The 23,215-nt window shown below is 72.3% G+C and carries 24 protein-coding genes; 4 read left to right on the plus strand and 20 right to left on the minus strand.

Features of this window, described 5'->3' with window-relative positions; genetic code table 11:
* Positions 1-267: 267 nt before the first annotated feature.
* From C0010_RS06780 to C0010_RS06795, 4 genes are all read right to left on the minus strand, one after another.
* Positions 268-1,875, minus strand: a complete 1,608-nt coding sequence (locus tag C0010_RS06780; RefSeq protein ID WP_105566292.1) for a molybdopterin-dependent oxidoreductase — start codon at positions 1,873-1,875, stop codon at positions 268-270.
* A gap of 249 nt (positions 1,876-2,124) precedes the next feature.
* Complete coding sequence (locus C0010_RS06785; protein WP_003792170.1) at positions 2,125-2,223, minus strand: 30S ribosomal protein bS22; 99 nt, start codon at positions 2,221-2,223, stop codon at positions 2,125-2,127.
* A 131-nt stretch (positions 2,224-2,354) separates the two neighbouring features.
* Entirely contained in the window at positions 2,355-2,558 is a 204-nt protein-coding gene (locus tag C0010_RS06790; RefSeq protein ID WP_105566293.1) for a helix-turn-helix domain-containing protein, read from the minus strand.
* 165 nt (positions 2,559-2,723) lie between these two features.
* Positions 2,724-3,659 (minus strand): TetR/AcrR family transcriptional regulator, encoded by a 936-nt coding sequence (locus C0010_RS06795; protein WP_105566294.1) that lies wholly within the window; start codon positions 3,657-3,659, stop codon positions 2,724-2,726.
* 98 nt (positions 3,660-3,757) lie between these two features.
* Between C0010_RS06795 and C0010_RS06800 the strand changes: the two genes are divergently transcribed.
* Together C0010_RS06800 and C0010_RS06805 are read left to right on the plus strand one after the other, a co-directional pair.
* The gene (locus C0010_RS06800; protein WP_174150264.1) at positions 3,758-4,642 is read left to right on the plus strand and encodes an ATP-binding cassette domain-containing protein; all 885 of its coding nucleotides are present in this window, start codon (positions 3,758-3,760) and stop codon (positions 4,640-4,642) included.
* A 55-nt stretch (positions 4,643-4,697) separates the two neighbouring features.
* Positions 4,698-5,516, plus strand: a complete 819-nt coding sequence (locus C0010_RS06805) for an ABC transporter permease (protein WP_105566295.1) — start codon at positions 4,698-4,700, stop codon at positions 5,514-5,516.
* A gap of 385 nt (positions 5,517-5,901) precedes the next feature.
* Here C0010_RS06805 and C0010_RS06810 read toward each other — a convergent pair whose 3' ends face one another.
* The 5 genes from C0010_RS06810 to C0010_RS06830 form a co-directional block, all read right to left on the minus strand.
* Positions 5,902-6,507, minus strand: a complete 606-nt coding sequence (locus tag C0010_RS06810; RefSeq protein ID WP_232531795.1) for a response regulator transcription factor — start codon at positions 6,505-6,507, stop codon at positions 5,902-5,904.
* Positions 6,508-6,598: 91 nt separating this feature from the next.
* Positions 6,599-7,774, minus strand: a complete 1,176-nt coding sequence (locus C0010_RS15245) for a sensor histidine kinase (RefSeq protein WP_105566297.1) — start codon at positions 7,772-7,774, stop codon at positions 6,599-6,601.
* A 333-nt stretch (positions 7,775-8,107) separates the two neighbouring features.
* Positions 8,108-8,878, minus strand: a complete 771-nt coding sequence (locus C0010_RS06820; RefSeq protein ID WP_105566298.1) for an ABC transporter permease — start codon at positions 8,876-8,878, stop codon at positions 8,108-8,110.
* Complete coding sequence (locus C0010_RS06825) at positions 8,875-9,837, minus strand: ABC transporter ATP-binding protein (RefSeq protein ID WP_105566299.1); 963 nt, start codon at positions 9,835-9,837, stop codon at positions 8,875-8,877. Before C0010_RS06825 ends, C0010_RS06820 begins: the two co-directional genes overlap by 4 nt.
* A 275-nt stretch (positions 9,838-10,112) precedes the next feature.
* Complete coding sequence (locus C0010_RS06830) at positions 10,113-10,532, minus strand: ArsR/SmtB family transcription factor (RefSeq protein ID WP_105566300.1); 420 nt, start codon at positions 10,530-10,532, stop codon at positions 10,113-10,115.
* 65 nt (positions 10,533-10,597) lie between these two features.
* Between C0010_RS06830 and C0010_RS06835 the strand changes: the two genes are divergently transcribed.
* Complete coding sequence (locus tag C0010_RS06835) at positions 10,598-12,070, plus strand: TrkH family potassium uptake protein (RefSeq protein ID WP_105566301.1); 1,473 nt, start codon at positions 10,598-10,600, stop codon at positions 12,068-12,070.
* A 38-nt stretch (positions 12,071-12,108) separates the two neighbouring features.
* Positions 12,109-12,780 carry a potassium channel family protein gene (locus C0010_RS06840; RefSeq protein ID WP_105566302.1) on the plus strand — a complete coding sequence of 224 codons (672 nt, stop codon included), beginning with the start codon at positions 12,109-12,111 and terminating at the stop codon, positions 12,778-12,780.
* A gap of 11 nt (positions 12,781-12,791) precedes the next feature.
* Here C0010_RS06840 and C0010_RS06845 read toward each other — a convergent pair whose 3' ends face one another.
* The 11 genes from C0010_RS06845 to glmS all read right to left on the minus strand — a co-directional run bounded on the left by C0010_RS06845 (position 12,792) and on the right by glmS (position 23,135).
* A complete protein-coding gene (locus tag C0010_RS06845) occupies positions 12,792-13,487 on the minus strand; it encodes a potassium channel family protein (protein WP_174150262.1) in 696 nt (231 codons plus the stop codon).
* A gap of 23 nt (positions 13,488-13,510) precedes the next feature.
* Positions 13,511-14,866: a TrkH family potassium uptake protein gene (locus C0010_RS06850; RefSeq protein ID WP_105566303.1), complete on the minus strand. Its 1,356-nt coding sequence runs from the start codon at positions 14,864-14,866 to the stop codon at positions 13,511-13,513.
* A gap of 79 nt (positions 14,867-14,945) precedes the next feature.
* Positions 14,946-15,785, minus strand: a complete 840-nt coding sequence (proC, locus tag C0010_RS06855) for a pyrroline-5-carboxylate reductase (RefSeq protein WP_105566304.1) — start codon at positions 15,783-15,785, stop codon at positions 14,946-14,948.
* A 32-nt stretch (positions 15,786-15,817) separates the two neighbouring features.
* Positions 15,818-16,267, minus strand: coding sequence for a hypothetical protein (locus C0010_RS06860; RefSeq protein ID WP_105566305.1), 450 nt, complete (start codon positions 16,265-16,267; stop codon positions 15,818-15,820).
* A complete protein-coding gene (gene tsaD / locus C0010_RS06865) occupies positions 16,264-17,376 on the minus strand; it encodes a tRNA (adenosine(37)-N6)-threonylcarbamoyltransferase complex transferase subunit TsaD (RefSeq protein WP_105566410.1) in 1,113 nt (370 codons plus the stop codon). Before tsaD ends, C0010_RS06860 begins: the two co-directional genes overlap by 4 nt.
* 35 nt (positions 17,377-17,411) lie before the next feature.
* The gene (gene rimI, locus C0010_RS06870) at positions 17,412-17,858 is read right to left on the minus strand and encodes a ribosomal protein S18-alanine N-acetyltransferase (RefSeq protein WP_105566409.1); all 447 of its coding nucleotides are present in this window, start codon (positions 17,856-17,858) and stop codon (positions 17,412-17,414) included.
* A gap of 146 nt (positions 17,859-18,004) precedes the next feature.
* Positions 18,005-18,673 (minus strand): tRNA (adenosine(37)-N6)-threonylcarbamoyltransferase complex dimerization subunit type 1 TsaB, encoded by a 669-nt coding sequence (gene tsaB, locus C0010_RS06875; RefSeq protein WP_105566306.1) that lies wholly within the window; start codon positions 18,671-18,673, stop codon positions 18,005-18,007.
* A 151-nt stretch (positions 18,674-18,824) separates the two neighbouring features.
* Positions 18,825-19,322: a tRNA (adenosine(37)-N6)-threonylcarbamoyltransferase complex ATPase subunit type 1 TsaE gene (tsaE, locus tag C0010_RS06880; protein ID WP_267893852.1), complete on the minus strand. Its 498-nt coding sequence runs from the start codon at positions 19,320-19,322 to the stop codon at positions 18,825-18,827.
* Positions 19,323-19,470: 148 nt separating this feature from the next.
* Positions 19,471-20,625: an alanine racemase gene (gene alr / locus C0010_RS06885; RefSeq protein WP_105566307.1), complete on the minus strand. Its 1,155-nt coding sequence runs from the start codon at positions 20,623-20,625 to the stop codon at positions 19,471-19,473.
* A gap of 175 nt (positions 20,626-20,800) precedes the next feature.
* The gene (locus C0010_RS06890) at positions 20,801-21,190 is read right to left on the minus strand and encodes a holo-ACP synthase (RefSeq protein ID WP_105566308.1); all 390 of its coding nucleotides are present in this window, start codon (positions 21,188-21,190) and stop codon (positions 20,801-20,803) included.
* A 91-nt stretch (positions 21,191-21,281) separates the two neighbouring features.
* Positions 21,282-23,135 carry a glutamine--fructose-6-phosphate transaminase (isomerizing) gene (glmS, locus tag C0010_RS06895; protein WP_105566309.1) on the minus strand — a complete coding sequence of 618 codons (1,854 nt, stop codon included), beginning with the start codon at positions 23,133-23,135 and terminating at the stop codon, positions 21,282-21,284.
* Positions 23,136-23,215: the final 80 nt, after the last annotated feature.

The raw sequence follows: 23,215 nt of genomic DNA on the forward strand, positions 1-23,215 counted from the left end.
TCCTGAAGGAGATTCCGCATCATCGAGGGCGGCTCGCACCGATTCCTCCTCGATGCTGCGGAACTTCCTCGATCAGGCGCGGGAGCTCGCCCGCGACGCCGGAATCGAGAGCGGCCGCCTCAATCGACTGAGACCTGCCGTGCAGGCCGCCGGGGTGCGCATTGCGGAGGAGATTCCGCATGATCGAGGCCGAATTCTCCCGGAACGTCCTTGATGTTGCGGAATCTCCTCGATCGCGCGCGGCGTCGCAACCCCTTCGCACGCGGCTCAGCCGACGGAGACCTCGATCGTGTGCCATCCGCTCGCCCCGTTCGGGGCGGGGGCGGCGAGTTCGGAGGTCTGCCGCTCGCCCGCCGCGCTCGTCGCGCGACACCGGATGACGTGGTCACCCGGCCGCGCGTCCCACGGCAGCGACCACTGCACCCACGTGTCCTGCGAGATCGCGCTCGCGAGCGCGGCCGGCCGCCACGGCCCGTCGTCGACCTGCACCTCGACGCCCGCGACCCCGGTGTGCGGCTGCCACGCGACGCCGGCGATGACCTGCTCGCCGGCGTCGACGTCGCGCGAATGCGGCACGTCGATGCGGCTCTGCAGCTTGATCGGGCCTCGTTCGTCCCAGCCGCGGTCCGTCCAGTACGCGCGATCCGCGTCGAAGCGCGTCACCTCGAGCTCGGTGACCCACTTCGTCGCCGAGACGTAGCCGTATAGGCCGGGAACGACCATCCGCACGGGGAAGCCGTGCTCGAGCGGCAGGGGCTCGCCGTTCATGGCGACGGCCAGGATCGCGTCGCGGTCGTCCGTGAGCGCCTCGATCGGGGTGCCCGCCGTGAAGCCGTCGTGCGAGCGCGACAGCACCATGTCGGCGTCGGCGCTCGGCACCGCTCGCCTCAGCAGCTCCCTGATCGGGTAGCCGAGCCACACGGCGTTGCCGACGAGGTCGCCGCCCACCTGGTTCGAAACGCACGACAGCGTCACGGCGCTCTCCTCGAGCGGCAGAGCGAGCAGCTCATCCCACGTGATCGTGACCTCGTTCTCGACCAGGCCGTGGATGCGCAGCGACCACGAGGCCGGATCGATCTCGGGCACGACGAGCGCCGTGTCGATTCGGTAGAAGTCGGAGTTCGGCGTCACGACGGGCGCGAGGCCGTCGATGCCGAGCTCCGCGCCTGCTGGAACGTCGGCGGTGGTCGTCGCCGCCGGAAGCGACACGGCGTCGCGGACGGCCTGCACGGCGCGGGCACCCGACCGGATGCCGCTGGCCACGGCCGCGCCGACCAGGCCGGCCGCGGCGGCCGCGGCGCTTCCGATCACGAACGCCCGGCGCGACGGCCCCTCCCCCGAACCCGCCGCCCGCCGCGGCAGCAGCAGCCCCAGCGCGACGAAGCCGACGGCGCCTGCGATGAGCGACGGCGCCCAGAACAGCTCGGGCGCGTTCTCGCGCGTCCAGGCGGCCGCGATGCCCACGAGCCCGAGCGCGCCGACGATCGCGCGGCCGGCGTAGGGAACGCGCCGCTCGACGAAGCCGGCCGCGGCACCGACCGCGAGCAGCACGAGCGCGATGCCGACGAGCAGCGCGTTCTTGTCGTTCGTGTAGAACAGACTGATTGCGAGCTCCTTCGCCCACGCCGGCGCGAGGTCGACCGCGACCCCGCCGATCGATCCGAAGGGGCTCGCAGCGCTCGCGAAGATCGCGGCCGCCAGCTCGCCGATGCCCGCGCCCGCCACGACGGCGACGAGGCCGGCGACGGCCGCGCGGCCGCGCGAGGGCACGCTGGATGCGCCGCGCGGCGCGTCCAGCCGATCGGCGCTGCCGCGCCCGCCGCTCGTGTCGCCCGCATCCTGCGGTGCCTGGACGCCCGGTTCGTTCCCGCTCATGCCGGCGACGCTACTCCGCGCGCCGGACCGCCGCACCGTTCCTTACAGCCCGGTAAGGACCCCGCACACCCCGCCCGCGCATAACCCTTCATCTCTGGCACATCTCCGGTGCGAACCACCACATGAGATGTGCCAGAGATGAAGAGATAGGGCCGGATGGGGGCGCGGGCGGAGCGTGCGGGGCGTGCGGGGCGTGCGCACCAAAAACGCCGGGCCCTTCGGGCACCGGCGTGATTGGACTCGTCGCAGTTACTTCTTGTTGCGACGCTGGTGGCGAGTCTTGCGAAGCAGCTTGCGGTGCTTCTTCTTCGCCATGCGCTTGCGGCGCTTCTTGATGACAGAACCCACGGGAACCTCGCTATATCAGGGGTTGGACGCTTGGCACCGGTCAGGTGCCGAGGTCCGCAGAGCGGGCACGGCAGAAAAAGTGCCTCGGATGATCCTAGCGCATCAGGTGCGCCCCGATTGTCACCGGACGGTCAGGCGCTGAGATCCTCGCGGTTGTCGAAGGGGTTCTGCAGCGCGGCGGTGACGGCGCTCTCGGGCACGCGGTAGCTGCGACCGAACCGGACGGCGGGGAGGTCGCCCGAGTGCACGAGGCGATAGACGGTCATCTTCGAGACGCGCATGATGTCGGCGACTTCGGCGACCGTGAGAAAACGCACATCGGGCAACTCGGCCATGGTTTCGATCTTCCTCCCCAGGTGTGGTCACGGCATCCCGCGCGCCGGGACGGCGCCGGCGGGGCGTGACACGCGCCGCAACGGCGCTCCCTGCCCACCAACCTTAGAGGCAGAATACGGCCGAAGTAAACCCGTGTGACCGAAGTGACACCCGGCGTACGCGGGCTACGCCATCCGCGCCCGCGCCTCGCGGAGCGCCTGGGCCTGCGCCCTGCGCGCCTGGCGCAGCGCCTTCTCCGCCTGGCGCACCGCCTTCTCCGCCTCGGATGCGGCCTTGACCGCGGCACGGTAGCGCTTGTCGCCGGCGACGTCCGCGTCATCCGGAGTCGCCCAGTCCTCGACGAGAGCGGCAGGCGCACCGTCGGCGCGCTCCGCGAAGTAGCGCTCGAAGCCGTCGAGCAGGCGGTCGAGCGCGAAGCGGAAGGGGTCGTACGGCGAGACGAAGACGCCCGCCTCGATCGCGGCGCGCAGCCGGGGGTACTCGTCCGCCGTCACGACGGCGTCGAACAGGGCGCTCTCGCGCTCCGAGATCTCCTGCGGCGACGACCCGGTGCGCCGGGCCTCCTCGCTGTAGCCCGCCAGGACCATGCCGTTCCAACGGGCGCTCCCCGTGACGGCGAGCACGATCGCGAGCCGCTCGTCCGCCTCGATCGGGAGGCCTTCGAGGGCGCCGAGGCCGCACTCGATCCACAGCGAGGAGTTGGGCGTGATCGGCGAGCCGCTGATCGGCAGGGACAGCAGCCACGGATGCGTGACGTAGATCGCGACCTGCTCGCGGAAGAGCACGAGCAGCTTCTCGCGCCACCCCTCGGCCTCGCGATGAGCGGGCGACGGCGCGCCAGTCGCCTCCTCCTGCATCAGCAGCAGCAGGTCGTCCTTCGCGCTCACGTACCGGTACAGCGACATCGGCGTGAACCCGAGGCGCTTGGCGACGGCGGCCATCGACACGGCGCCGATGCCCTCGGCGTCCGCGAGCTCGACCGCCGTCTCGACGATGCGCTCGACGCTCATCTCGCGCTTGGGCCCGCGCTGCGGGTCGGCGGCGACGCCCCAGGCGAGGGCGATGCCGCGGGGCAGTTCGACGGCTTCGGGATCGGTCATGCCCACAGCCTACGTTGTGTACGTCATAAACAGTGTGTTACGGTCATACACAGTTAGTCGACGACGTAAACAGTTTCGGATGTACACAAGGAGGCATCATGACGTCAGTCATCGAGGTGCGGGGCCTGCGAAAGGCGTTCGGCGACCACACCGTGCTCGCCGGGATCGACCTGACGGTCGAACGGGGCGAGATCTTCGCGCTGCTCGGCCCGAACGGCGCGGGCAAGACCACGATCATCAGCGTGCTCACGACGCTCGTGCATGCGGACGAAGGCAGCGCGGTCGTCGCGGGGCACGACGTGCACCGCTCCCCCGACGGCGTGCGCGGCCGCATCGCGCTGACGGGTCAGTCCGCCGCCGTCGATGAGGTGCTGAACGCCCGGGAGAACCTCGTGATGTTCGGGGAGCTCTCGGGCCTGAGCGGCCGGGCCGCACGCCACCGCGCCGACGAACTGCTCGAGCGCTTCGGCCTCACCGACGCCGCCGGCCGCAGGGTCGCCACCTTCTCGGGAGGCATGCGCCGCCGCCTCGACCTCGCGCTCAGCTTCGTCGTGCAGCCCGAGGTGCTGTTCCTCGACGAACCCACGACGGGCCTCGACACGCGCAGCCGGCGCGAGCTGTGGCACGTCATCCGGGAGCTCGCCGGTGCGGGCACGACGGTCTTCCTCACGACCCAGTACCTCGAGGAGGCCGACGAGCTCGCCGATCGGATCGCGGTGCTCTCGGGCGGCACGATCGTCGCCTCCGGCACGGCCGCCGAGCTCAAGGAGCGCGTGGGCGGCGACGTCGTCGAACTCCGCGACGCCGCGGGCGCGCTCCTGCGCTCCGAGCCGACGGACGGGTCGCTCGCCGGCGTCCGCCGGGCGGTGGACCTCCTCGACGCCTCCGGCGCCGAGGGCACCGTGAGCATCCGACGACCCTCGCTCGACGACGCGTTCCTCGCTCTCACGGGCGATGGCCTGCCCGTGAAGGAGGACGCATGACCGCCTCAGGCCGCCACCGCCGCCCGACCCGCACCGCCGCCCTGAAGGAGGCATCATGACCACGACGACTGCCCCGACCGCGCCGACGGCGCCCGGCCCCGCCATCCGGCCGCGCCTGCGAGGCCTCACCGCCGAACGCATCTTCATCGGCCGCGCGATGCGGCACTCGTTCCGCGACGCCGAGTCTCTGCTGATGAGCGTCGTCCTGCCCGTGATGATCATGCTGATGATGACGTTCGTCTTCGGCGGCGCGATCGACCCGAGCGGCGGCTATGTCGATTACGTCGTACCGGGCACGATCCTCACCTGCGCCGGCTTCGGCGCAGCGACGACCGCGACCTTCGTGGCGAATGACATGAGCCGCGGCATCATCGACCGGTTCCGGACGATGCCGCTCCGTGCCGGCGCCGTCCTCACGGGACACGTCATCGCGAGCCTCGCTCGAAACCTGCTCGCGACCGGCGTCGTGATCCTCGTCGCGCTCGCAATCGGCTTCCGACCAGACGGGGGCCTGAGCGGGTGGCTCGTCGCGATCGGCATGATCGCCCTCTGGATCCTCGCGATCACCTACCTGTTCGCCTCGATCGGCCTCGCCGCTGGGTCCGCCGAGGCGGCCAGCGGCTACGGCTTCATCCTGCTGTTCCTTCCGTACCTTTCCAGTGGCTTCGTCCCGCTCGAGACGATGCCCGACTGGCTGCGCCCGATCGCCGAACACCAGCCGGTGACGCCCGTGATCGAGACGATCCGCGCGGGCATGATGGGCACCGACGCGGGGCTGCAGCCGCTCTGGGCCGTGCTGTGGTGCGTCGGCATCCTCGCGGTCGCAGCCGTGTGGGGCGCATGGCTCTTCGCGCGCCGCGCGGGGCGCCGCTGACGCCGAGCACGCCAGGGCACGCCGTCCGCGAGGCGCGGATGGCGTGCCCGGGCATCCCCGACACAGACGAGCGGCGCCCGGGTGCGTCAGCCGCAAGGCGGACGAAGGAGCGGGCCACCAGGCCAGCGACTGAGGACAACGCAGCGGATGGCATGCCCGGGCATCCCCGACACAGACGAGCGGCGCCCGGGTGCGTCAGCCGCAAGGCGGACGAAGGAGCGGGCCACCAGGCCAGCGACTGAGGACAACGCAGCGGATGGCGTGCCCGGGCATCCCCGACACAGACGAGCGGCGCCCGGGTGCGTCAGCCGCCAGGCGGACGAAGGAGCGGGCCACCAGGCCAGCGACTGAGGACAACGCAGCGGATGGCGTGCCCGGGCGTCGCTCAGAGCCAGCCGCGGTCGCGGGCGATGCGGGCGGCCTCGCTCCGGGTCGCCGCCCCGGTCTTCGCGATCGCGGCGCTGGCGTAGTTGCGCACCGTGCCGGCCGAGAGGTGCACGGCGGCCGCAACCTGCGCGACGGTGCCGCCGTCCAGCGACGCCCGCAGCACGTCGCGCTCGCGGTCGGTCAGCGGGCTCGCGCCGTCGAGCAGCGACTCGGTCGCGAGCGCCGGGTCGATGACCCGCTCGCCGCGGTGCACGCGCCGCACCGCCTCCGCCAGCTCGGCGGACGGCGTGTCCTTCACGACGAAGCCGCTCGCGCCGGCCTCGAGCGCGCGCCGCACGTAGCCGGGCCTGCCGAAGGTCGTCACGATGATGCTCCGGATGCCGGGTGCCCGCTCGCGGAGCGCCGCGGCGGCCGCGATGCCGTCGCCGCCCGGCATCTCGACGTCGAGCAGGCAGACGTCGGCGCCCGCGGCGAGCGCCGCATCGACGACCTCGTCGCCGCGCCCGACCTCCGCTGCCACCTCGATATCGGCTTCGAGGCCCAGGAGGGCGGCGAGGGCGCCGCGCACGAGCGCCTGGTCATCCGCCAGCAGGATCCGGATCACGATCGTCCCCCTTCGTCCGCGCCGTGCGGCGCCCGCACCCCCGCGGGGCCGCGCCGGGGCACCCGTCCGCCGCACACGGGCGTCCGCCCGCTCACCAGCGCACCTCGATCCGCGCCCCGGGGCGCCGCACCGGCCCTGCGGTGCGCGCCCCGAGGAACTCGGGCGACGCCGGACCGACCACCATGCGCGCGCCCGCACCCTCGACCCGCTCGCGCAGGCCGCGCATGCCGTTCGCCGCCGCGTCCAGGTCGATCCCGATGCCGTCGTCCTCGATCGCGACGCCATCCGTTCTGAGCGTCACGGCGCACCGCGCCGCGGCCGAGTGGCGCACGACGTTCGTGACGGCCTCGCGCAGCACCCAGGCCACGACGATCCGGTACCGAGGGTCGACGACGTCGGGCTCACCGGGCAGCTCGGCTTCGATCCCCGCGGCGCGCAGTGCGTCGCCGGCCGCGAGGAGCTCGTCGCCCAACCTGGCGACGCGCAGGCCCGAGACCGTCGCGCGGACTTCGGCGAGCGCCTCGCGCGACAGGCTCCGGATCTGGGCGAGCTCCGACTTGGCCCTCTCGGGGTCGGCGTCGACGAGCCGCTCGGCCAGCTCGGCCTTGACCGTCACGATCGTGAGGCTGTGGCCCAGCACGTCGTGGACGTCGCGCGCGACCCGCTCGCGCTCCGCGACGAGCACGGCCTGGCGCTCGACGGTGTCGTGGCGCTCCTGCGCGGCCGTGATGATCCGGATCAGTCCCGTCGAGAAGAGCACGATCGCCGGCGGCATGAAGAGCACGTAGTACGCGTACACGTCGGGAGCCATCAGGATGACCGCGGCGAGCACGATGTACTGGGCCAGCAGGATCGCGACCGCCTGCACGACGGCCCGGCGCACCGGCCCGGCGAACATCGCGATCGAGATCAGGAACGCGCCGGCCCCGAGCGCGCCCGGTCCGACGAGGAACGCGGCGGCGATCATCAGCACCGTCATCACGGCGAGCCCGATGTAACCCCTGCGACCGGCGGTGATCCAGTCGCGCGTGCGGATCATCCAGGCGTACGTCGCGATGTAGACCGCCGCGTAGAGCAGGAGCAGCGCCGTCCCCGCGATGCGTCGCCAGTCGGCGACAGGGGCCTCCGACGCGGCGGCGATCGGGAAGAGCATGAACACGACCCACACGGCGCCGAGGACCCACGAGAACCGCGCCCAGGGGTCGCGCGAACCGCGCGCGCCGGGCCTCCGGAGCACGGGCCCATCCGGGGCCGCAGGCTTCGTCATCGTTCCTCCCCGCCCCATCCTGTCAGCCGGCGGTTCCCCCAGCGCGCTCGATCCGGCCGGCCGTGCACAACGCAGTCGCTCTCGGACGGCGGCCCCTCCGAAGTCCGGGACCCCGCGGGCACCCGGCCGCCGACGATGAGGATCGACTGCGCAATGCACGCCGTGCCGTGCCGCGCGCCCGCGGCGCCGACGTGTGCTGCCGCGCCACAGCACAAGCACGGTCCGTGCACAACGCAGTCATTCTGAGGCGGCGACCTCGCCGAGATCCAGGAGCCCCGTGGCCCCCGCCCCGGCCCGATCGGAGCCTGACTGCGTTGTGCACGGCGTCCGGCTTCACTGCCGAGCGCGGCCGCGGCGGGCGAGCACGATCGTCCCGACGATGAACAGCGACGCCCAGAGCACGAGGTTCAGGACGAGCGCCCACAGCGGGTCCGCGGCCGGCACCTCGTCGGCCGGCGGGCCCATCATGGCGGGTTCGCCGTCGGTCTGCGGGTACCTCGCCAGCGCGACGTAGCCGTACAGCGGCGTGAAGCGCGCGATCTCGAGCAGCACGCCGCTGAGCGGGAAGAACACATTGCCGAGGAAGCCCAGGATGACGAGCGAGCCGGAGGCCGCCGCGACGGCGCCCTCGCTGCGGAACAGGTAGCCGGCGAGCAGGCCGTAGAAGCTGAACACGGCGGCGCCGAGCACGACGACGGCGGCGCTCAAGGCCCACACATGCGGCTCCGCCTCGGCACCCGTGAACGCGCCGATCGCGTAGATGATCGCGACGGGGATGAGCGAGATCGTGAAGCCGACGCCCGCCTTCGTCAGCACCAGCGCGCTGTCCCTCATCGGCGTGAGCCCGAGCTGGCGGCCCCACCCCTGCATCTGCTCGACGGCGGCCGTGCCCCCGACACCGACCGTCGCGGTGATGGCTCCGTATGCCGCCATGCCGACCATCACGTAGAAGGCGACGTTGCCGTTCCCGAACTCCATCTCGCCGTACGACTGCACGGCGCCGAAGATGATGTACAGGATCGCGGGCAGCACCGCGACGAAGAACATCGTCACCACGTCGCGGATGACGCGCGTGATCTCGATCCGGTAGTAGGTGGGGTTCATCGCTCGCGCTCCTTCGTGTCGGTCAGCGCCGAGAAGGCGTCGTCGAGGCTGCCCGCGGAGATCTCGAGGTCCCGCGCACCGATGTCGCCCAGCAGCAGTCGGGCGATCGCGTCGGAGTCGCCCGTGCGCACGAGGAGGCGACCGGCGTCGGCCTCTACCTCCGCGCCCGCGCGCTCGAGCCGGACCACGGCATCCGGGACCGCCGCCTCGTCTACGTACGCCGTGACGCGCCGACCGGTCGCCGTCGCGCGGATCTCGGCCGTCGTGCCGTCGGCGACGACGCGGCCTCCGGCCATCATCACGATGCGCTGCGCGAAGGAGTCGGCCTCCTCGAGGTAGTGCGTCGCGAACACCACGGTGCGGCCGTTGCGGGCGTCCTCGCGCATGGTGTCCCAGAACGCGCGGCGCGCCGTGACGTCCATGCCGGCCGTGGGCTCGTCGAGCACGAGGAAGTCCGGATCGGGCAGCAGCGCGAGAGCGAACCGGAGCCGCTGCTGCTCGCCGCCCGAGCATTTCGACACCCGCCGCCTTGCGAGGTCGGTGACGCCGGCACGCGCCATCGCCTCGTCGACTCCGAGCGGGTTGTCGAACGTCGACGCTATCAGGGCGACGGTCTCGCGCACCGTCAGGTCGCGCAGCAGGCCGCCCGACTGCAGGACCGCCGACACCCGCCCCGCGCGCACGGCGCGCCGCGGCGGGCCACCGAACACCGACACGTCGCCGTCCGTCGGGTTCGTGAGCCCGAGCACCATGTCGAGCGTCGTCGTCTTTCCGGCGCCGTTCGGCCCGAGCAGCGCGACGATCTCGCCCTGCCGGATGTCGAGGTCGACGCCGTCGACGGCTCGGAACGCGCCGGAAGAGGTGCGGAACTCCTTCACGACGGCTCGGAGGGAGACCGCTCCTGGTTGGGTGCGTGCGCTCGGCGGTGAGGCCGCCGATGCCTGTGCCATCTCGTCCATGCCCACCAGCCAACCGGCCTCGGCGGGCGAGCGCCAGGCCCCGTCGTCACGACTCCCAGGTGACAGATGTCATCCGGATGCCGGCGAAGTCCTGCGCGCGGCGATTCGTGCCGTATCGCAAGGCCGACGAGGGAGGCGTGCTCGGAGCTACGCTCCTTCGACGCTCAATCGCTCGGCATGAGAATGCAAGCATTCTCATGCCTCGCTCAATCGCGTGCTCCGCACGTCGACTGAGGAGAACGCCGCGAGACGGTGCGAAGCGGCGTGCGCGGCCGTCAGGAGGCGCCGAGGCGTTTGAGGGCGGACTGCACCACGGTCTTCGCGCTGGCGGCGGCGCGGCCGATCGATTCGGCGGCGCGGGCGGCGGGCTCCGGCAGCGCGGTCATGGTCGCGGTCGCGACCTCCTCGGCGAGCTCCTCCTCGTCGACGAAGAACTGCATCAGCCAGTCGTCGACCTGCTCGAGCGGCTCGGGCGCGAGGCTGTAGAACCGGCGCTGGCCGTCCTCGCGCACGCTCACGAGCTCGTTCTCGCGCAGCACCTTGAGGTGCTTGGAGACGGTCGGCTGGCTGACGCCGAGCTCGCCCACGATCTGCGAGACGCTCGTGCCCCCTTCGGCCTCGGATGAACGGCGCAGCAGGAACTGCAGGATGTCGCGCCGGGTGCCGTCCGAGATCACGTCGAAGATGTCCGCCATGGGGGTAGGTTAGCCGCACCGCGACCCGAGTACCATGATGACGTTCTCGTCGAAGGGGGATCCGGATGCCGACTGGCGCTTTCGCCGCGCCGTCCGATGCCGCCGGCGGCATACGACGGATCGTCCGGATACTGACCCACTGGTTCCGCGTCGTCACCACCCGGTCGCCCGCGCGGTTCGCGATCCTGGTGTTCGCGTCGCTGATCCTGGTGTTCACGACGCTGCTATGGCTGCCGATCGCCGCGCGCGACGGCGAATGGACTTCGGTGCCCGACGCGCTGTTCACCGCGATGTCGACGATCTGCGTGACGGGGCTCGTCAGCCTCGACATGACATCGCACTGGTCGCTGTTCGGCGAGATCGTCATCTTCATCGGCGTGAACATCGGCGGCATGGGCGCACTCACGCTGGCCTCGCTGCTCGGCGTCATCATCTCGAAGCGCATCGGCCTGCGCGCCAAGCTGATCGCGGCCGGTGACACCAATCCTCTGCGCGCCCACGGCGGCGCCGTGTCGGAGTCGCAGGCCGTGCGGCTCGGCGAGGTCGGGCAGCTCCTGCGCACCGTCGCGCTGTCGACGATCATCGTCGAGGCCGCCGTCGCCCTGCTCCTGCTGCCGTCGACGATCGCCCAGGCACCGCACTGGCTGATCGGGGTGTGGAACTCGATCAGCTACGCCGCGATGTCGTTCACGAACACCGGGTTCACCCTGAACAACGGCGGGCTCGGCGTCTTCGCGCACGACGAGTACTTCCTCACGATCGTCATGATCAGCGTGTTCATCGGCAGCCTCGGCTTCCCCGTGCTGCTGGCGCTGTCGAAGCACCTGCGCCACCCCGTGCGCGGGCGCGTGCTGCACCCCGCGTCATGGTCGCTGCACGTCAAGCTGACGGTGGTCACGTCGGTGCTCCTGCTGTTCGGCGGCGCCGGCGCGTACCTGCTGCTCGAGTACGACAACCCGGGCACCTTCGGCTCGATGCCGTTCGGCGAGACACTGTTCCAGTCGTTCTTCATGTCGACCATGACCCGATCCGGCGGCTTCTCGGTCGTCGACCAGGGCGAGCTGTACGGCTCCGGCATGCTCGTCAGCTCGATGCTGATGTTCATCGGCGGCGGCTCGGCCTCGACGGCGGGCGGCATCAAGGTCACGACCCTCGCCGTGCTGGCGCTCGGCGTCTGGTCGGAGGCGCGCGGGCGCACCTCGGTGCAGGCGTTCGGCCGCCGCATCCCGTCCGACGTGCAGCGCGTCGCGGTCGCGGTCCTCGCGTGGGGGGCCACGATCGTCGCGCTCGGCACGATCATCATCGCCCAGCTCACGCACGAGCCGATCGCCGAGGTGCTGTTCGATGTGATCAGCGGCTTCGGCACGGTCGGCCTCTCGACGGGCCTGACCGAGGAGCTCGGCGACCCCGCGCTCATGGTCATGGCGGTCGTCATCTTCATGGGCCGCGTCGGCACCGTCACGCTCGCGGCGGCCGTCGCCGCGACGTCGCGCCAGCAGCACTACGCGCTGCCGGTCGAGCGCCCGATCGTCGGCTGACGCGGGCGCCGGACGCGCGACGTCGTAGGCTGATCAGCATGGTGGAGCAGATCCGGGGCGATGCCCCCGTACTGGTGATCGGCCTCGGCCGCTTCGGTGCCGCGTGCGCCGGCGAGCTCGACCGGCTCGATCGCGACGTGCTCGCGATCGACGCCGACCTCGACCTCGTGCAGAAGTGGTCGGAGCGCGTCACCCACACGGTGCAGGCCGACGCGCGCAACCTCGACGCGCTGCGGCAGATCGGCGCGGGCGACTTCCAGATGGCGGTCGTCGCGATCGGCTCGTCGATCGAGGCCTCCGTGCTCATCACCGCGAACCTCGTCGACCTCGGCATCCCCCAGATCTGGGCGAAGGCCGTCTCGCACTCGCACGGCAAGATCCTCTCGCGCGTCGGGGCGAACCACATCGTGTACCCCGAGCGCGAGGCCGGCGAGCGCGTCGCGCACCTCGTCGGCGGCCGCATGCTCGACTTCATCCGGTTCGACGACGACTTCGTGCTCACGAAGATGTACCCGCCCAAGTTCATCAGGGGCCGCGGCCTCAACGAGTCGGGCGTGCGCACCAAGTACCGCGTGACGATCGTGGGGGTGAAGAGCCCTGGCAAGCCCTTCCACTACGCCGAGGCCAACACGGTCGTGACGAACCACGACCTCGTCATCGTGTCCGGCACGTCCGCCGATGTGGAGCGCTTCGCCTCACTCGACCGCTGACGCGGCCGCCGCTACCGCAGCTGCGCGAAGGCCTCGACGCTCTTGCTCGGGCCGACGGCGAGCACCGTGCTGTCCGGGCCGAGCACGGTCGCGCTGTCCGCGTGCTCCCACGCACCGCCGCCCGTGCGCGCCGCCGCGATCGTGACGCCGCGCTTGGCGCGCAGGTCCGTGTCGCCCAGCGGCAGGCCGTGCAGCTCGCGGGGAGCGATCGTCTTGACGAGCGCGTAGCCGTTCTCGATCTCGAGGTAGTCCTTCGCCGCGCCGCGCACCAGGTGGGCGACGCGACGGCCCATGTCGGCCTCGGGGAACACGATGTGGTGCACGCCGAGCTGCTCCAGGATCGTCCCGTGCTGCTCGTCCGTGGCCTTCGCCCAGACGATGGGCCCGCCGATCTTGAGCAGCAGCGACGTCGCCAGGATCGATGCTTTGAGGTCGCCCGTGATCGCGACGACGGCCCGGTCGAACTCGTGCACGGCGAGCTGCCGGATGACGTCCTCCTTGGTCGCATCGGCCCTGACGACCTGCGTGAGGCGGCCGTTGAGCTCCTGCACGACGTCCGCGTCGCCGTCGATGCCGAGCACTTCCGTGCCGGATGCCATCAGCTCGAGGGCGACGGAGCGGCCGAAGCGGCCGAGGCCGATCACGGCGACCGAGTCGGCCTCCGCGATGCGGTGCGACCGTTCTCCGAACGACAGGAATGAGCCCATCAGGTGTGTCCTTTCCGCGCCGGTCAGCCGATGACCGGGCGCTCCTTCGGGAGTTCGTAGGCGATCCGGCGCTCGCGGAGCGCGAGCGCGGAACCGATCGTGAGCGGGCCGATGCGCCCGGCGAACATCAGCGCGGCGAGCAGCATCTGCGCCGGCTCGGGGAGGTCCGCCGTGATGCCCGTCGACAGGCCGACGGTCGAGAACGCCGAGATCGTCTCGAACAGCACGCGGTCGAGGTCGAAGTCGGTCGTCGCCAGGATCGCGGCCGTGGAGACGACGACGGCGCCGATCGCGAGCAGCACCACCGCGATCGCCTCGCGGTGCACTCCGCGGTCGAGGCGCTTGCCGAAGACGTTGACGGCGGTGTGGCCGCGCAGCTCCGCGAGCAGGATGAAGAACAGCACGCCGAACGTCGTGATCTTGATACCGCCTGCCGTGCCGCCGGGGCCAGCGCCGATGAACATCAGCACGTCCATCACCAGCCAGGTCTCGTCGTTCATCGCGCCGACGTCGACCGAGTTGAAACCCGCCGTGCGGGTCTGGACGGAGTGGAACAGGCCCGCGAGGATGCGGGTGCCGGGCGGCTCGGCACCCAGCGTGCGCGGGTTCTCCCACTCCATGGCGGTGATCGCCGCCCAGCCGACGACCAGCAGCGCGGCCGTCAGCGGCAGCACGATCCGCGTGTTCATCGACCAGCGCAGCGGCGTGCGCCACTCGCGTGCGAGCTCGCGGAGCACGGGGAATCCGAGCCCGCCGAGAACGATGGCGGCGCTGATCGGCAGCGCGATCCACGGGTCGTCGACGAAGCCCACCATGCTGTCGCTGTACAGGGCGAAGCCGGCGTTGTTGAACGCCGAGACGGCGTGGAACGCGGCGTGCCATATCGCCTTCCCCGGCGCGTAGTCGTAGCCCGAGACGAAGCGCCCCGCCAGCAGTGCCGCGAGCACCGCTTCGATGACCACCGAGGTGAGGGCGATGTTCCGCACGAGCCTGCCCACATTCGGGAGCCCGCTCGACTTCGTCTCCAGCGCCGTGTTCATCCGGGTGCGCACGGACACCCGCCGCGCCAGCACGATGCCGACGAGCGCCGCGAACACCATGATCCCCAGCCCGCCCAATTGGATCAGGACCATGATGACCCCGAGGCCGAAGGGGCTCCAATGGATCGCGGTGTCGACGACGACCAGGCCCGTGACGCAGAGCGCCGACACCGCGGTGAACAGCGCTTCGACGAAGCTCGTCGCGCCGCCCGTCGACGAGATCGGCAGCCACAGCAGCGTCGTGCCCACGAGCGCGACGAGACCGAATCCGGTGACGATCGCTTGGGCGGGCGCCGAACCCGTCCGCAGGCGGGACCGGACCCGCGCGCTTGTCTTCACGAGTCCACAGCGTACGCCCCTGCCCGGCCGCCACAACTCCCGCCGGCCCGTGCGGCGCGTCCCGGCCGCGCGCGGCCGCTCAGGCGCCGGCGGCGAGCTCCTTGGCGCGGGCGTAGGCCGCGTCGGTCGCCGAGGAGAACGCCGCGGCGAGCTCGGCGCCCTGCAGCACCTCGACGGCCCTCTCGGTCGTGCCCTTCGGGCTCGTGACGCGGCGGCGGAGCTCCGCTGGCCCGTCGTCGGAGGAGCCGAGCAGGGCGGTCGCACCGGAGAAGGTCGCGGCCGCCAGGCGTGCGGCGGTGGCGTCGTCGAAGCCCTGGTGCACTGCGGCCTTCGCGAACTCCTCGATCAGCAGGAACACGTACGCGGGGCCGGAGCCCGAGATGGTCGAGATCGCGTCGATGCCGTCGTCGCCCGGCACCTCGACGACTTCACCGACCGTCTCGAACAGGCGCCGCACGACCCGGATGTCGTCCGTCCCGGTGTGCGCGCCGCCGGCGATCCCGGTGACGCCCCGGCCGACCGTCGACGGCGTGTTCGGCATCGCTCGCACGACCGCAGCCCCGGGGAGCGCCTCCTCGAAGGCGCCGATCATCACGCCCGCCGCGATGCTGACGACGATCGCGTCGTCGCGCAGGTGCGGCGCGAGGCGCGGCAGGAGATCGGCGATCATCTGCGGCTTCACGCCGACGACGACGACCCGTGAGGCCGCAGCGACGGCGGCGTTGCCGCGAGCGTCGTCCTCGAGCGCGATCGACGTCACGCCCGGCAGCTCCGCGAGCTCGGCAGCCTTCGCCCGCGTCCGGTTCGTGACGCGGATTCCGCCGTCGACGCCGATGCCGCTGGCGACGAGGCCGCGCAGGATGGCGCCGCCCATGGAGCCCGCGCCGATGAAGCCGATGGAGGGGAGGCTGTTCGTCATGATCCCCAGCCTACGGCTCGCCGGGGCGCGGTTCAGGCGGCCTGCGCCGCTTGGAGGGCGAAGTAGATCCACCCCGCCCAGAACGCCGCGGAGAGCGTGCCGACGATGCCGAGCCCGAGCGCCCAACCGGCGATCGCGCGGTCCTCCCAGTCGCGGGACAGCGCGACGGAGCCGAGGACGACGGCGAGGATCGACACCGGCATCGCCCACGGCATGAACCACGACATCGACAGGCCGAACATCGCGCACGTCAGGGCGACGCTCGCGAACGCGCGCTTCGGCTTCCAGCGCTCGGGCTCGCGAGGTCTCTGCGGGCGCTTCTGCGCCGCCTCCCGCGCCGCGCGCTGCTCGGCGCGGGACGCCGGCTGGGCGCCCTGGCGCAGCAGCGCGAGCACCTCGGCGTCCGGGTCCGCGTCGGCGTGCCTGCGCGCGACCGCGACCTCCCCCGTGTCGTGATCGCGCTCGCGCGCCGAGATCGTCATGCCGCCTCGGCCATCCGGGTCTCGGCCACCTGGATCTCCGTGACCGGCAGGGTGGAATCGGCGCCGAACGCGAGCGTCGACGGCGGGCGGCCCGACGCGATCAGCTCCGCGGCGAGGCCCGCGATCATCGCACCGTTGTCGGTGCACAGGCTCAGGGGCGGGATGCGCACCGTGACGCCGCGTTCTGCGGCGCGCGCGGTCGCGACGTCGCGGAGGCGCTTGTTGGCGATCACGCCGCCGCCGAGGAGCAGGCGCGGCACGCCCCGTTCCTCGCACGCGTCGAGCGCCTTCGTGACGAGCACGTCGACGACCGCTTCGCGGAAGCTCGCGGCGACGTCGGCGACCGGGATCGGCTCACCGGCGGCCTCGCGCTGCTCCACCCAGCGCGCGACCGACGTCTTCAGCCCGGAGAACGAGAAGTCCCAGCGGTGCTTCGCGAGGTCGCTGGCGCGCGACAGCCCGCGCGGGAACCGGATGGCCTTCGGGTCGCCGCCGACGGCGGCGCGGTCGATCTGGGGCCCGCCCGGATACGGAAGGCCGAGGATGCGGGCGACCTTGTCGAATGCCTCCCCCGCCGCGTCATCGATCGTCTCGCCGAGCATCTCGACGTCGGTCGTGAGGTCGCGCACGTGCAGGAGCGAGGTGTGCCCGCCCGAGACGAGCAGCGCGATCGTCGGGTACTCGAGCGGCTCGGTCCCCTCCGTGAGGATGTCGGCCGCGATGTGCCCGACGAGGTGGTTCACGGCGTAGAGGGGCTTGCCGAGCGAGACGGCGAGTGCCTTCGCGGCGCCGACGCCGACCATGAGGGCCCCGGCGAGGCCGGGGCCGCTCGTCACCGCGACGGCGTCGAGCTCGTCGAGCCGGATGCCGGCCTCGGCGACGGCCGCTTCGATCGCCGGCTGCAGCGCCTCGAGGTGCGCCCGCGCGGCGACCTCGGGCACGACGCCGCCGAAGCGCGCGTGCTCGTCCATGCTGCTGGCGATCGTGTTGCTGAGCAGCGTGCGCCCCCGCACGATTCCGATGCCGGTCTCGTCGCAGCTCGTCTCGATCCCGAGGACGAGGGGCTCCCGCGCGCCGCGCACGACGATGTCGGCGACTCCGGCCCCCATCGTGCCGGATGCCGCGCTCCGTGTCTCGAAGTCCGTCATGCGCTCGCCCCCGATCCCACAGTATCCCGGCGCCGCCACCGGGGAACGTCGATCTTCATCACGATCGCGTCAACATCATCCGGCTGGTAGTAGTGCGGGCGCGTCCCGATCTCCTCGAAGCCCTCCGATGCGTACAGGGTGCGGGCCGCATCGTTGTCGGCGCGGACCTCGAGGAAGACCTCGCGCACGCGCCGCGCATCCGCCTCGGCGATCAGCGCCCGCAGGAGGGAGCGGCCGAGACCCGCCCCGCGGGCGGCCGCGGCGAGCGCGATCGTCTGGATGTCGCCGTCGGAGGCCCCGGCGAGCGCCCGCAGGCCCCCGTATCCGATCACCTCGCCGCCGCGCTCCGCGACGAGGTAGTGCCCGTGCGCGCCCGACAGCTCGTCGGCCATCATCGGTTCGCTCCACGCGTCGGTCGGGAACGAGGCGCGCTCGATCGCCATGATCGCGGCCAGGTCTTCGGGCGCCGCGGGGCGGATGACCGGGGGCGGGCCGTCGGACGCCCGCCGTTCCCGCCCGACCGCCGGGCTGCCGTTCGTGCTCGGCGCGTCGGCCGGACGGGATTCGCCGGCCGCCTCATCCGGCGCCGTCACGTGCTCACCCGCTTGCGCGTGTGGTTCACCGTCACATCCGGCGAGCGCAGGTAGAGGGGTTCGTTCTCGCGCGGCTCGACGCCGGCGGCGAGCATGCGCGCCGCGACGCGGCCGAGGTCGGCGGCCCGAATGACCGCCGCGGCGCCCGCGTCGGACGGCTCGGCCGGCGCCGCGCCGGCGTGCACGATCTCGACGCCAGACAGTGCCGCGGCGAGGTCCGCGGTCTGCGGGTGCAGTTCCGGGCCCGACGCGCGCGCGGGCAGCCCGGAGTCGTCGAGGCCGCGGTAGACGGAGACGGCGTTCTCGCGGCGACGGGCGTCCGTGACGATCGCGAAGGCGTCCTGGGCGGAGACCTCCGCGTGCGCGAGCGCCGGGGCATCGTGGCTCGCGACCGGTACGACGGGCAGGCCGCGCCCCGCGGCGAAGGCGCGCGCGGCGGCGATGCCGATGCGCAGGCCCGTGAAGGGGCCGGGGCCCATGCCCGCCGCCACGTGAGTGACCGCATCCGGCGCGATGCCGGCACGCTCGAACGCGGCGACGAGCAGGTCGCCGATCACCTCGGCGTGCCCGCGCGGGCTCGGGCTGTTCGCCTCGGCGAGCACGTCGCCCGCGGGCGAGACGAGCGCGACGGTCGACCCGATCGACGTATCCACGGCAAGAATCACGCCATCAGCGTATCCGCGACACGCTGGACGGCCGCGGAGATCCGGCGTGCAGGCGCATCGCCGCCGGCTCCGAGCGCAGTGCCGTTCACCGCTGCCGCCGGCACGATCCCGGCCGCCCCGCTGGGTGCCGTCGCCCGGCGCAGTGCGGCGCCTACGGCGCGCGCGTGATCGTGACCACGCGCGGGGCATCGGCGTCGAGCTCCTCCGCCGAGCGGGAGAGGTCGCCGCACATGGTGTCGGCGCCGCGGCCGCCCGTGGGGCGCTCGATCTCGATGTCCCACCAGGTCTCGCGGAGGCCCTCGACCTTGCCTCGGCCCCACTCCATCACGACGACCGACGCGTCGACGTCGATGTCGAGGTCGTCGAGCTCCATGGCGTCGCCGACGCGATAGGCGTCGGCGTGCACGAGGGGCGCGCCGCCCGTGAGTGACGGATGCGTGCGCGCGATCACGAACGTCGGGCTCTGGATCGGCCCGCGCACGCCGAGGCCCTCGGCGAGCCCGCGCGTGAACGTCGTCTTGCCGGCGCCGAGCGGGCCCGTCAGCACGATCAGATCGCCCGCGACGAGCCGCTCGCCGATCCCGTGCCCGAGCCGTTCCATGGCCTCCGCGGTCTCGATCTCGTGCGTACCGAGCCACTCGTCTGCGATCACCGCGCCTCCCTGATCCCCATTCTATCGAGGTCGTCGACCCCGCGAAGTCGCCGTTCGACGCCGGGCGCACGGCCCCGGCGTCGAGGAGATCCAGCAGCATCGAGGAGCACGGGGTCGAATCCGTCCTCGATATTGCGTTTCCTCCTCAGTTCTGCGCGCCGGGCGACTCGGCCGCGGTGCGCTCGACGCGGTGGCCGATGCGCGTCACGATCTCGTACCCGATCGTGCCCGCGGCCTCGGCCCATTCCTCGGCCAGCGGCGCACCGGTGGCGGGGTCTCCGAACACGAGGACCTCGTCGCCCACCTCGACGGGCGCATCACCGACGTCGACGATGAACTGATCCATCGCGATCGTGCCCGCGACGCGGTAGCGCTCGCCCCGGATGCTCACGGGCCCGGCGTTCGAGGCCTGCCGCGGCATCCCGTCGGCGTAGCCGAGCGGCACGAGCGCGTAGGTCGTCTCCCGCGGCGCGCGGTAGCGGTAGCCGTAGGAGGCGCCGTGACCCTCGGCGACGCGGCGGACCGCCGCCACGCGCGTGCTGACCGTCATGGCGGGGCGCAGGCCCAGCTCGGCCGGCGTGCGGTCGGCGACCGGCGAGACGCCGTAGATGCCGATGCCGATGCGCACGGCGTCGAGGCGCGCCTCGGGGATGCCGATCGCCGCGGCCGTCGCCGCGATGTGGCGCAGCCGGCCCTCGAGGCCGTGGGCCGCCGCGAGGTCGACGCCCTCCTCGAAGAGGGCGACCTGCGCGAGGTCGTCGGCGCGGCTCGTGCCGCTCAGGTGGCTGAAGATGCCGTCGACCCGGATGCCGCCCTCGCGCTCCGCGGCGGCGGCCGTCGCGAACAGCTCGTCCCACTCGCTGCGGTGCGCGCCGTTGCGGCCGAGGCCGGTCTCGAGCTTGAGGTGCAGGCGCACGGGATCGACGGATGAGCTCCGGGCCGACGCCGCGACCTCCACGACCTGTCGCGCGCTCGAGACGCCGAGCTCGAGCCTCGCATCGGCGGCCGCGGCGAAGTCGGCGCCGGGGCCATGCAGCCACGCGATCACCGGGGCGTCGATGCCCGCGCGGCGCAGCTCGAGGCCCTCGCCGATGTCGGCGACACCCAGCCGCGTCGCACCGCCGGCGAGCGCCGCGCGCGCCGCCGTCACGGCGCCGTGCCCGTATCCGTCGGCCTTCACGACCGCGATCGTCTCCCGCGTGCCGGCGATCTCCCGCAGCCGGCGCACGTTGTGCTCGATCGCCGAGGCGTCGATCACCGCCTCGCGCAGCGGCGCGGCGCTTCCGTTCGCTTCCGTCATCTCATCCCCCGTCGTCTCAGCTTCCCACTCACGCTCCCTCGGCCCGGTTGCGCCGCGGGCGCCGGATGGATCGACCGCGCGCGCCCGCTTCGACGCCCCGCGGGTCCGCACCGCGTCTTCCTCCGGCAGAGGTCGCCCCGCGCGGATGCGCGCGGCCGGGCGAGCTCGGCCCCGGTCATCCGGGCTCGGCAGCACCGCCGCCGTCCGGCGCCGCCCCCTCGAGCACGGCGTATGCGACAGCGATGCCGGCGTCGTGCGAGAGCGAGAGGTGGAGGCTTGTGACGCCGCGCGCGGCGACCGTCGCGGCCGTCTCCCCCGTCAGCACGTAGTTCGGCGCCTGCCGCTCGCCGAGCCGCGGCACCTCGATGTCCTGCCAGTTCACCCCGTCGCTGCCGCCGAGCGCCTTGATGAGCGCCTCCTTCGCGGCGTAGCGCGCCGCGAGCGAACGCAGCGGCAGTTCGCGCTCGTGCGCGCTGAACAGCCGCTCCGCGAGCCGAGGCGACGCCTCGATCTGGTGCTGGAAGCGCTCGACGTCGACGACGTCGACGCCGATCCCGATGATCATGCCGCCCCCGCACCGTCGCGAGTCGTCGAGCCTCCCGCGGTCCCTCCGCGAGGGGAGGAGCCGCGGGAGACGTGCGGACGCGCGGGGCGCATCACTCCACCGTGACCGACTTCGCGAGGTTGCGCGGCTGGTCGACGTCGAGGCCCTTCGCCGTGGCGAGGCCCATCGCGAAGATGTGCAGCGGCACGACCGCCAGCAGCGCCTCGAAGAGCGGGCCGGCGAGCGGCACGCGGAGCATCTCGTCCGCGTGCTGCACGACGGCCGTGTCGCCCTGCTCGGCGATCGCGATCACGCGGGCGCCGCGGGCGCGGATCTCCTCGATGTTCGAGATGACCTTGGCGTGCAGCGTCGACGAGCCGCGCGGCGACGGCACCATCACGAACACCGGCTGACCCGGCTCGATCAGGGCGATCGGGCCGTGCTTCAGCTCGCCGGCGGCGAAGCCCTCGGCGTGGATGTACGAGATCTCCTTGAGCTTGAGCGCGCCCTCGAGCGCGATCGGGTAGCCGACGTGGCGGCCGAGGAACAGCACAGAGCGGGTGTCGGCCATCCAGCCGGCGAGCTGCTCGATGCGCTCCTGCTCGTTGTCGAGCACCCACTGGATCTTCTCGGGCAGCGCCTCGAGCTCGGCGACGGCGACGGATGCCGCCTCGGCGTCGATCGCGCCGCGCACGCGGCCGATGTGGAGGCCGAGCAGGTACAGGGCCGTGATCTGGGCGACGAACGCCTTCGTCGACGCGACGGCGACCTCGGGCCCCGCGTGCGTGTAGACGATCGCGTCGGACTCGCGCGGGATCGTGGCGCCCTGCGTGTTGCAGATCGAGAGCGTCTTGGCGCCGAGGCGCGCGGCCTCCTTGACCGCCATCAGCGTGTCCATCGTCTCGCCGGACTGGCTGATCGACACGACGAGCGTGTCGGGGCCGACGATCGGGTCGCGGTAGCGGAACTCGTGCGCCAGTTCGACATCGACGGGGATGCGCGCCCACTGCTCGAGCGCGTACTTGCCCACCTGGCCGGCGTAGGCCGCCGTGCCGCAGGCGATCACGATGATCCGGCTGATGCCCGAGAACAGCTCGTCGAGGCCCTCGAGCTCGGGGATCGAGACGGCGCCGTCCTTGACGCGGCCGCGCACCGTGTTCGCCACGGCGTCCGGCTCCTCCGAGACCTCCTTGGCCATGAAGCTCGACCAGCCGCCCTTCTCGGCCGCGGCGGCGTCCCACATCACCTCGAACGGGCTCGTGGCGACCTCGTTGCCGTCGAAGTCCGTGACGCGCACGTCGTCCGCAGTGATCGCGACGATCTGATCCTGGCCGATCGCGAGCGCGCTGCGCGTGTGTTCGACGAAGGCGGCGACGTCGCTGCCCAGGAAGTTCTCGCCCTCGCCGAGCCCGATCACGAGCGGCGAGTTGCGGCGGGCGCCGACGACGAGGCCGGGGTGGTCCTCGTGCATCGCGAGGATCGTGAAGGCGCCCTCGAGGCGGGCGGCCACGGCGCGGAACGCCGCGACGAGGTCGCCGCCGGCGGCGCGGTACTCGCGGCCGAGCAGGACGGCGGCGGCCTCCGTGTCGGTCTGGCTGCGGAAGGCGAAGCCCTCCGCAGCGAGCTCGTCGCGGATCTCGGCGAAGTTCTCGATGATGCCGTTGTGGATGACGGCGAGCTTGTCGTCGTCGGCCAGGTGCGGGTGCGCGTTCAGGTCGGTCGGGCCGCCGTGCGTCGCCCACCGGGTGTGCCCGATCCCCGTCGTGCCCTCGGCGATGGGCGCCTGTTCCAACCGCTCCCGCAGCATCGCGAGCTTGCCCGCCTTCTTCTCGGCATGCAGGTCACCCGCGCTGTCGATCACGGCGATACCGGCCGAGTCGTAGCCGCGGTACTCCAGTCGAGCGAGCCCCGCGAGCAGGATGTCCTGGCTGGAGCGCTGGCCGACGTATCCGACGATTCCACACATGCAGATGAGTCTAGGCCGCGCCTCCTGGGGGAACCGCCGAGCCCCGCTCCGCGCTCAGCGAATCGGCAGGCACGGGTCAC

This window comes from Microbacterium halophytorum, assembly GCF_002970975.1.
Taxonomy (GTDB): Bacteria; Actinomycetota; Actinomycetes; order Actinomycetales; family Microbacteriaceae; genus Microbacterium; species Microbacterium halophytorum.